This window comes from Anabaena sp. CS-542/02 (genome assembly GCF_028331085.1).
GTDB classification, from domain to species: Bacteria; Cyanobacteriota; Cyanobacteriia; order Cyanobacteriales; family Nostocaceae; genus Anabaenopsis; species Anabaenopsis arnoldii.
The window spans coordinates 1-8489 of record NZ_JAQMTM010000034.1 but is presented as its reverse complement, the minus strand read 5'-3'; the positions used below and the strand labels follow the sequence as shown (position 1 = coordinate 8489).

8 protein-coding genes and 1 pseudogene are annotated in these 8489 nt (G+C 39.2%); 3 read left to right on the top strand and 6 right to left on the bottom strand.

Annotation, left to right across the window (positions count from 1 at the left end):
* Positions 1 to 141: 141 nt before the first annotated feature.
* A pseudogene (locus tag PN447_RS18675) lies at positions 142 to 262 on the top strand (transposase); the annotation flags it as partial.
* A gap of 112 nt (positions 263 to 374) precedes the next feature.
* On the opposite strand, the gene trpC reads toward PN447_RS18675, so the two are convergent.
* Positions 375 to 1214, bottom strand: coding sequence for an indole-3-glycerol phosphate synthase TrpC (gene trpC, locus PN447_RS02985; RefSeq protein ID WP_271760707.1), 840 nt, complete (start codon positions 1212 to 1214; stop codon positions 375 to 377).
* Between the two features lie 69 nt (positions 1215 to 1283).
* Complete coding sequence (locus tag PN447_RS02980) at positions 1284 to 1556, bottom strand: HetP family heterocyst commitment protein (protein WP_271760706.1); 273 nt, start codon at positions 1554 to 1556, stop codon at positions 1284 to 1286.
* A 1526-nt stretch (positions 1557 to 3082) separates the two neighbouring features.
* On the opposite strand from PN447_RS02980, the gene PN447_RS02975 reads away from it, so the two are divergent.
* Entirely contained in the window at positions 3083 to 4273 is a 1191-nt protein-coding gene (locus PN447_RS02975; protein WP_271760705.1) for a sensor histidine kinase, read from the top strand.
* A 54-nt stretch (positions 4274 to 4327) separates the two neighbouring features.
* A complete protein-coding gene (locus PN447_RS02970; RefSeq protein ID WP_271760704.1) occupies positions 4328 to 5206 on the top strand; it encodes a response regulator transcription factor in 879 nt (292 codons plus the stop codon).
* Here PN447_RS02970 and PN447_RS02965 read toward each other — a convergent pair.
* The 4 genes from PN447_RS02965 to psb34 all read right to left on the bottom strand — a co-directional run bounded on the left by PN447_RS02965 (position 5203) and on the right by psb34 (position 7841).
* Positions 5203 to 5523 (bottom strand): DUF3082 domain-containing protein, encoded by a 321-nt coding sequence (locus PN447_RS02965; protein ID WP_271760703.1) that lies wholly within the window; start codon positions 5521 to 5523, stop codon positions 5203 to 5205. The two genes, PN447_RS02970 and PN447_RS02965, sit on opposite strands and share 4 nt — an antisense overlap.
* 45 nt (positions 5524 to 5568) lie before the next feature.
* On the bottom strand, positions 5569 to 6525 hold the full coding sequence (gene ispE, locus PN447_RS02960; RefSeq protein WP_271760702.1) for a 4-(cytidine 5'-diphospho)-2-C-methyl-D-erythritol kinase: 957 nt from the start codon (positions 6523 to 6525) through the stop codon (positions 5569 to 5571).
* Between the two features lie 94 nt (positions 6526 to 6619).
* The gene (gene rsmA / locus PN447_RS02955; RefSeq protein ID WP_271760700.1) at positions 6620 to 7447 is read right to left on the bottom strand and encodes a 16S rRNA (adenine(1518)-N(6)/adenine(1519)-N(6))-dimethyltransferase RsmA; all 828 of its coding nucleotides are present in this window, start codon (positions 7445 to 7447) and stop codon (positions 6620 to 6622) included.
* A 223-nt stretch (positions 7448 to 7670) separates the two neighbouring features.
* Positions 7671 to 7841 carry a photosystem II assembly protein Psb34 gene (gene psb34, locus PN447_RS02950; RefSeq protein WP_271760699.1) on the bottom strand — a complete coding sequence of 57 codons (171 nt, stop codon included), beginning with the start codon at positions 7839 to 7841 and terminating at the stop codon, positions 7671 to 7673.
* Positions 7842 to 8489 lie beyond the last annotated feature (648 nt).

Below are 8489 nucleotides of genomic sequence, written 5' to 3'. Positions count from 1 at the left end.
ACGACAGAAAGACAGCCAGTGATGGAAGTCTTGTAGGTATTCATGACAAGAACCATATTGCTGAGGAGCCGTATGAGGTGAAAATCTCACGTACGGTTTTGAAGACGAGTCGGTCAGGTGACTGACCGGCTTAGTTTAATAGAATTCCCGGAACTGAAAAAAACTACCTGTTTTGTAGACACCGACCTATTTTGTAGCGTCAATAGGTCAAGTCAGTACGGAGGTAGTTAAAAACTATATTGAAAGTCAGGGGGGAAAATAAGAAACACCCCGGGTTAAAACCCGTCGTTTCGGGTTTCATCCTCTCGTTAAAGGGTAGGGGTGATCAGGTCGGGTTATTTTGACAGGGATACCCTGCTGGGCTTAGGTGTTGATTAATCACCTTTAACCAGACAACGCACGGCCTGCTCTATATTTTCTTGTTTAATTAATGGTTCTCCTACTATAACCGCATGTGTACCAGCCTCAGCCATCAAACATAAATCAGCCTTTGTATATAGTCCAGACTCGCTGACAACTATTACACCTAAGTTTTGTAACTGCGATCGCCTAGCTGCTAGCAATTGTTGCGTAATACTCAAATCAATGGTGAAATCTTCTAGGCTTTGGTTGTTAATTACAACTAAACGAATGTCATCCAGCTTTAGTACTCGGTCTAGTTCATTCAAGTTATGAACTTCTACTAAAGCATTCATCCCTAAATAGTGAATTACTCTGAGAAAGTCTTGCAATTCCCGATCTGTGAGAATAGCTGCTATTAATAGTACAGCGTCTGCTCCTGCCGCTCGTGCTAGATAAATTTGGCACGGGTCAATCATAAAATCTTTGCACAACAAAGGCAATGCTACCCTCTGGCGGATAGCACGCAAATTTTCCCAACTACCACGAAAGAATGCAGTTTCAGTTAACACTGATATACAAGCTGCACCACCTCGCTCATAAGCTTTGGCGATCGCTATGGGATCAAAATCTGTGCGAATGTTACCATACAATGGTGATGCTTTCTGGATTTCTGCAATTAGTCCAGGTTTGTCAAGATTTTGTTGTAAAGCAGTCAAGAAATCTCGCACCGTTGGCGCAGCCGTTAACTGGCGTTGCAAAGAAGCCAACGACATCTGTTGGTGCATTTGCGCTACTTCCTGCTTTTTATGCCACACAATCTCTCTGAGAATCGGTTGCAGACGGCTATTAACAGTAGTCACTGGGTAAATCATTAGGTACTATGTATCTGGAGATAGGGTGACTCAGAAAATATCAAGTTGGAAATCTAGTTCCTACTGTTTTCAGAGTCGAATCAAGTTTGACTTAATGTCGAAAACCTCTTTCTTCTCAGTGTCTTTCGAGTTAGATTTTTCAGCTAGACAATTATTTTTTAGTAGTCGAATGTAGGTGCGGTAAGGGATGTAGTCTATAGGATTGTAACCGGAAAACCGCAAAATTAATACACAGGCCCATGAATACTTTCCAGCAATAATTGCTTTGATAATTTGTTCAATTTGTTCTGTGTTAATTTTCTTGGCCGTTTGGCTGTGACAAGTATTATTTATTTGATGCATACCTTTCCCTCTTAGTTAATTTGGAGTCCTATCATCTAGATCCACATTTGATTGATGATGTCAAGTGAAATCTAAAATCGCGGCGCTGAAGTACTGAGAGCATTCATGGTAGTTTGATCTAATGTCTTGAAGTTAGAGCAGTTTTTACTATCTCTATAAAAAGGTTGATATCACACAAGGATGATATTTCAAAAGCATTAACTTTAAGGGTTGAAAAATAGGGGTGGATTTAACTAGTGAGCATTTTTATATCTCTCATAGTTATCTAGTTAAACTATCCCCTACAGATAAACCGTGTTGCAGAAGCAGCTTCTGTATTAAGCGTACTCAATTTCTAGCCATAGATATATGAACAATTTTTAGATAGACTTATCTCTTCTTTCGCTTTTATGATTGATTGGTCTGCTTAATTATTATCCTTAGCATTGAAATGATATCCCAAGCTCACAAATTCTATGCCCTGGGTTTTACTCAAACAATAAATAAGGTAATATTATAGTTGGTTATTTTGCTACTTTATGATATAGTATTATGATTTTTAATCATATGTTATCTTATGGCATAACATCAAGTATCATATGTTGCTGTCCGTCAATAGATTCACTCTTGGTAAAGTTGAATTTATCTTGCTTTTCATGATTAACAAGTTTAGTAAGAGAATTATTTATTACTCAACATTTATGTAAGAAAATCTTTTGTGATTATCTACACATGAAATCTTTACAATTTTTATAACCTTGGATAGATATTCTGAGAAGACCCCCATAAATGTAAAACTGAAGTATATCTGATGACAGATGAATCAGGAGATTATTTTATATTTCAATATTTCTATGGTTAGATATATCCAACCGGAAAATAATGAAAATTAACTTTATAAATAACAAATTAACCATCTATTCCAAAACATATAGGAGAGATATATATAACTAAAACCTAAGAAAATCTATGATGATTAATAGGTTTTCAAGAATATATTTCCCCCTTACATCTTTATGATTAAAGTCATTGATTATGATAAATTAGTCAGATACATCTTTTATTATAAAAATTACTTTTTAGGAAAGTTTACTGCATAAAAATCAATTTTTATTTCTAAAATTATGTAAATAAATATATTTTCTATATTTTGACGAGGTATAATATAATTATAAAGATCCTTCTATCAGATTTCGCCAGACCCAAGGTTAATCAGGAGCTTTAAAAACATCCTCTTATCAATGTGTTAATAGTTTGATGAGGAATTGAGAAAAAATAGCAAATACAAATATGATGAATAGAATATGGTAAAGCACTATAGACGAACCTGATATGTGTACATTCAAATCACAAGTTTATTTTATATGCAAATCTCATAATCAAGCTAAATTAAGCCAATTTTATGCCTGGAAATTACGAGATTTTTGACCCCATAATTCCCTGGTTTCTAAATTTGGGAGTATGTCAAATACATAAATGAGCATCAAAGTTGGAAGTTTAATTGCAGCTTTCGCCATTCAGAGGCCTGATAAGGTAGTAGGGGGAGTATGTACAACTCGACTGACAAATTAAAAAAAACTCAGGAGCATTTAGAACAGGAAGTCACTGAACTAAAGAAAAAGGAGGTGCACCTCCAACAATCCCTTCTTCTACTGCGTTCTACTCTAGAATCTACTGCTCATGGTATTGTTGCAGTCAGTCTCAAAGGAGAGATTGTCAGCTTTAATCAGAAATTTGTGGAAATGTGGCGAATACCCAACTCTCTGATCAAGTCTCAGGAATATGTGCAGTATCAAGCTTTTTTTGAGAACCAATTGAAAGACCCAGAAGCATATTGCCAGATTATAAGTCAGGTATGCAGTCAATATGACCTGGAAACCTACGGTATCTTGGAGTTAAAAGATGGCAGAGTTTTGGCTCAATATTCTCAGCCTCAGTGGCTGGAAGGTGAAATTATTGGTAGAGTGTGGAGCATTTGGGATGTGACGGAATCGCATCGGTTAAATACAGAATCAGACCCGAGGGAAACTTTAGAACAAATAAAACAACTGACTCAACTGCAAGGGGATTTCATCTCTAGGTTATGCCATCAATGTCGCACTCCTTTAAATGTTGTTTTATTCTCTAATAGCTTGCTCAAAAGGTATATTAGCGACTCGAATGACAAGAAAATACAACCATTACTTGATCATGTTAAAACAGGTGTAGAACAGATTACCAAGATTTTAGATGATGTTTTGTTATTGGCGAAGGTACAAACAGCTAAACTTAACTATGATGGCAAACCATTGAATTTAGTTGAGTTCTGTAATCAGTTAATTGTGCAAATGCAGACAAGTGGTAGCCATAAACGCATAAATTTACTACCCCAAAGTGGTTATTTAACAGCCTGTATAGATAAAAAACTGATCGAGCCGATGATCATAAACTTGCTGGATAATGCTATGAAATATTCTCCTAGTGATAGCGTGGTCGAACTTAAACTATTCTGTCAGCATGGGAACGTAGTCTTCGAGGTGAAAGATAGGGGTATTGGCATTCCACTTGCAGATAGACAGCGATTATTTGAGCCATTTTATCGCGGTAGCAATATTCATCATTTGCCAGGTACTGGGCTAGGATTATTTATTGTCAAAACCCTTGTTGACTTACACAGGGGTCATATTGTTGTGGAAAGTGAAGTTGATGTCAGTACAACATTTAAGATCATGTTACCAGTAGTAACATCCCAGTTATGAGTTTAGTGGACAGTTTGCTGATTGTTCCTTGCTAAAAATCCTATTAATAGAGAAATGACACAGGAATCTACGAAAACAATCCTCATAATTGAAGATGATGCTACTACCCGTAATCTTTATTTAATGGGTCTTGAAGCGGTCGGTTTTAATACTATAGGTGCTGAAAATGGTTTGGTTGGTATTGAAAAAACACAAACCCATTTTCCTGATTTGGTGGTTTGCGATATTGTGATGCCGGGTATGGATGGTTATAGCGTTCTTTATACCATGCGTCAAGATCCTGTGACTGCGATTATTCCGTTTATTTTTCTCACTGGTAGCGAGAATAAGACAGATGTTCGTAAGGGTATGGAGTTGGGAGCTGATGACTATATTACTAAACCTTCTACTTTGGAAGAATTACACAAAGCGATCGCTATCCGATTAGAAAAGCAATCTCTTTTGCGTTGCTGGTATGCAACTCAATCTCACCAAATGCTAGAATCGGTAGGCGATAATACAAACCGACCTGTCAAATCTAACTCAATTTTTCCAGCCGTTCCCCATCTCAAAGAAGTTTTCGACTACATTGAAGCTAACTATCATCGAGGGATTACCTTATCTAACGTAGCTGATGCCGTTGGTTACTCACCAGCATACTTAACCACTACAGTGGCGAAGAGAACAGGTGAAACTGTTAATGGCTGGATTGTCAAACGCCGCATGGCCGCGGCCCGTCCTTTATTGACGGATACTGATCAGACAATAGAGCAAATTGCTACAGCCCTAGGCTACCAAAATGCTTGTCATTTCTCCCGGCAATTTCGCCAGCATCATGGTATATCGCCCAAAAATTGGAGAAATCAGAACCAGGTTTTTCAAATTCCTAGTAGTGATAAAATGCTTGGTATTGACCCTGATTACCAAAAATATGCAGCTTTGGGTCTAGGTTAACTGTTTTTGGGTTTTGTTAACTGCTGTAGCAATAATTGCATTGCCAACGCCAACAAACCAATTGCAACTATACCAAATATCCCAGATCCCAAGGCAACTACACCGACGACTAAAGTACGGACAGCAGAGCCAATATTTACTACCATGGGGTTATCCGAATGGATAGGTTTAGTGGCGAAAGTTGTCGCTATGGATATCATTAGCGAATACATAGCATATCCTAGTCCTCCAGAAAACACCGATCCTGTGATGCAACGTAAAGGAGTTGGTGGAACCTGATTTTCAGCTTCTGGTTGTATTATTTTTGGGTCACTCATATGTTCTTCGTGTCTTACTATCTTGGTGGTAAATTTCTACTTCACTCAACCCACTGATGATGTCACCTGAATGCCATGTATCACAGTCTGAGTCACAAATAATTCTAAGTCCTCATCGGGAAGTGCAGCCCTTATCTGTAGCTTAACTGCTTGTGCTTGTTCTTCAGACTCCACTAGGGCAAAAACTGTGGGCCCAGAACCAGACATCATGGTTGCTAAAACGCCTTGTTGATCGGCAAATAGTTCTCGCAGTTGTGAGACTTGAGGATAAGCTGGTAAAACTACACGTTCTAAGTCATTGTGTAGTTTTTGGGCAATTTCTCCTATATCTTTATTCAGGATACCTTTAACTATTGGTGCCGAATGCACTGCAGCCGCCCGTGCCGCTAAATTCTCAGTGTCTCTGAGATAAGAACTGCCAAATTCTTGGCGATAGGTTTTGTATGCCCAGGCTGTAGAAACTTCTAAGCTGCGATATTTGGCTAATACTATATATATATTATCCAAATTTGGTAAGGGAGAAAGTTGCTCGCCTCTACCTGTGGCGATCACTGTTCCCCCCGCAACGCAAAACGGGACATCTGAACCAAGAGTAGCACCCAGTTCTTCTAATTCTGATTTTGTTAGTCCCAGGTTCCACAGTAAATCTATCCCCACTAACACGGCTGCAGCATTTGTGGAACCTCCGGCCAATCCAGCAGCTACGGGAATATGCTTGTTAATCGTAATTTCTACGCCCCCATATTGAGCTAAGGCTTGAGGAAATTGCGTCGCCATCAGTGCTGCTGCTCGGTAGGCTAGGTTACTTTTATCTGTAGGTACTTGTGGGTGGTTGCAATTGACTCTAATCGGTTGATTGCTAAGGGACTGTACATTGATTTCGTCCGCAAGTCCGATACTTTGGAGTATCATCGCTAACTCATGGTAGCCGTCAGACCGGTCGCCGATGATTTCCAGATACAAGTTGATTTTGGCGGGAGCAATTAGAGTGTATGAACGCATTTTGACTGCTGAATTTTAGTTATTCAATACCATATCTTTGTGACGAGCCACGCTGAACTTGTTTGTTTGTGTCCTTGATGTTCTCTGTCTTTGCTTACACAGAACTGGTAGCATTTGTCAATAAGTTGGCTAAAGTTACCCACTGCTGAACACTCAGGTCTTCGGCTCGAACTTGGGGATTTATTTCTAATTGTTCCAGTAAGTGGCTCAGGCGATCGCGTTCTACAATGGATTGCAAATTATTTCTTAACATTTTGCGTTTGGCACCAAATCCGAGTTTTACTAGATTTTCTAATTTGTGGGGGTCAATTGCTGGGGTTTCTATCTGTCGGGGACTCAACCGCACTACTGCTGAGTCTACTTTTGGTGGTGGGTAAAATGCACCTGCGGGAACGGTACAAATGAATTCACAATCAGCTAAATACTGTACCCGCACGCTTAAGGCTCCAAAGGTTCTGGAACCAGGTTTAGCATACAATCTTTCTGCTACTTCCTTCTGCACGAGTAGCACTATGGAATCATAAGGTTCTGGGTTGGGGTGGGCGATAGTACCTAGCAACTTCTCGATGATTGGCCCTGTGATGTTGTAGGGAATATTGGCTACTACTTTATTAGGGTTGTGAAAATTGGTGAATGATGCTAGATGCGATGGTAGGTCTAAGATCAGAAAGTCCCCTTGCAATAGTAAAAAGTTGTCCTTTTTCCCCAGTTGCTTGGCTAGCTGTTTGCACAGGTCAAGGTCTATTTCTACTGCTATGAGAGATTGCACATGGGGTAGTAAACGACGAGTGAGAATACCGGTACCCGGTCCTATTTCCAAGATGCGATCGCTCTGACGACATTCTGCTGCTTTAATAATTGCATCCAGAGCCTTTTCACTTTTGAGCCAATGTTGGGCAAAGGACTTACGCGGTCTAATCATTAATTTTCCTGACTATATCTGATTTTGATATTTTTTTTATTGTAGATACCTAAATTATCATGTTAGACACACCAGCACCCGAATCCTCAAGGTGAGATATGTTGAGACTCCCTGGGGCCAATGAATTATTTTTGGACAACAAAAAACCCTGGTGAAACTAACCAGGGTGAGAAGGAGAAGTCGAATTGACGATGAGAGATACCGATACGAAAATCAAAAACTCTTAGCTAACGCCCAAGGAAACCAAAATTAAGGTAGTGACAAGTAATGTAGCAAACGCAGCTTGCACAGTATATTGACGTTGCTGCTCTTGGGTGGGGTAGGTCGCGCAGTATATTTGGGGTTCTTTGGCATAGTTATTGAGAATACCCTTTTCGTTAATAGTTGTGTACATAGTTTTTCTTGTTTTTGTTACTTTATGTAATCTAATTTAACAATATTATTACAATTTGTCAACTATGGTTGACAAATAATATTAGATATATTTGCAGAGTTATGCTGCTCAGTTGGTGCGAACTCACAAGTCAGCCCAAGGGCGATCGCTGTAAAAGTCCGTCTCTTTAGTATTGGGTTCCCCCAAGACTAGGGGAAGCATTAGGCAAGTCCCCTGACAGATCATCCGCAAAAGGGTCTACGGGGAAGTAGAGGAACAGGAAGAATATATATAGTTGGTTTCATGGATTAACCGATCATATATATAAGAACTAGCGGTGCTGAGTAAAAATCGGGATTATTGGGATTAGCGCATTGGTCTGAAATGCTCCCCTAGAGGAATATCCGAGAAAAAACCAGGTGATTTTGACATTTCACATTCCGATCAAGCAATATTGAAAAACTCAGATCCTGCAAAAAGCCCTCGGAGCAAGGGAAAGAAGGCGGAGTATCTGAGCTAAAAAAAAACTTTGTCAAACCCCTTGACGAAAGCAAATAGAATAGATATATTAAATAAGTGCCAAGGCGAGAGCCGGAAACACCTGAACCGAGAAAACAAAATACTTTGAAAGATAAAGAATAACCAATCCTCGTCAAGAAGATTTAGTTT

Excerpts from the sequence above, each read along its gene's own strand:
- PN447_RS02980 (WP_271760706.1), bottom strand. The coding sequence starts at position 1,556 with ATGCATCAAATAAATAATACTTGTCACAGCCAAACGGCCAAGAAAATT.
- PN447_RS02965 (WP_271760703.1), bottom strand. The coding sequence starts at position 5,523 with ATGAGTGACCCAAAAATAATACAACCAGAAGCTGAAAATCAGGTTCCA.
- trpC (WP_271760707.1), bottom strand. The coding sequence starts at position 1,214 with ATGATTTACCCAGTGACTACTGTTAATAGCCGTCTGCAACCGATTCTC.
- PN447_RS02975 (WP_271760705.1), top strand. The coding sequence starts at position 3,083 with ATGTACAACTCGACTGACAAATTAAAAAAAACTCAGGAGCATTTAGAA.
- psb34 (WP_271760699.1), bottom strand. The coding sequence starts at position 7,841 with ATGTACACAACTATTAACGAAAAGGGTATTCTCAATAACTATGCCAAA.
- PN447_RS02970 (WP_271760704.1), top strand. The coding sequence starts at position 4,328 with ATGACACAGGAATCTACGAAAACAATCCTCATAATTGAAGATGATGCT.
- rsmA (WP_271760700.1), bottom strand. The coding sequence starts at position 7,447 with ATGATTAGACCGCGTAAGTCCTTTGCCCAACATTGGCTCAAAAGTGAA.
- ispE (WP_271760702.1), bottom strand. The coding sequence starts at position 6,525 with ATGCGTTCATACACTCTAATTGCTCCCGCCAAAATCAACTTGTATCTG.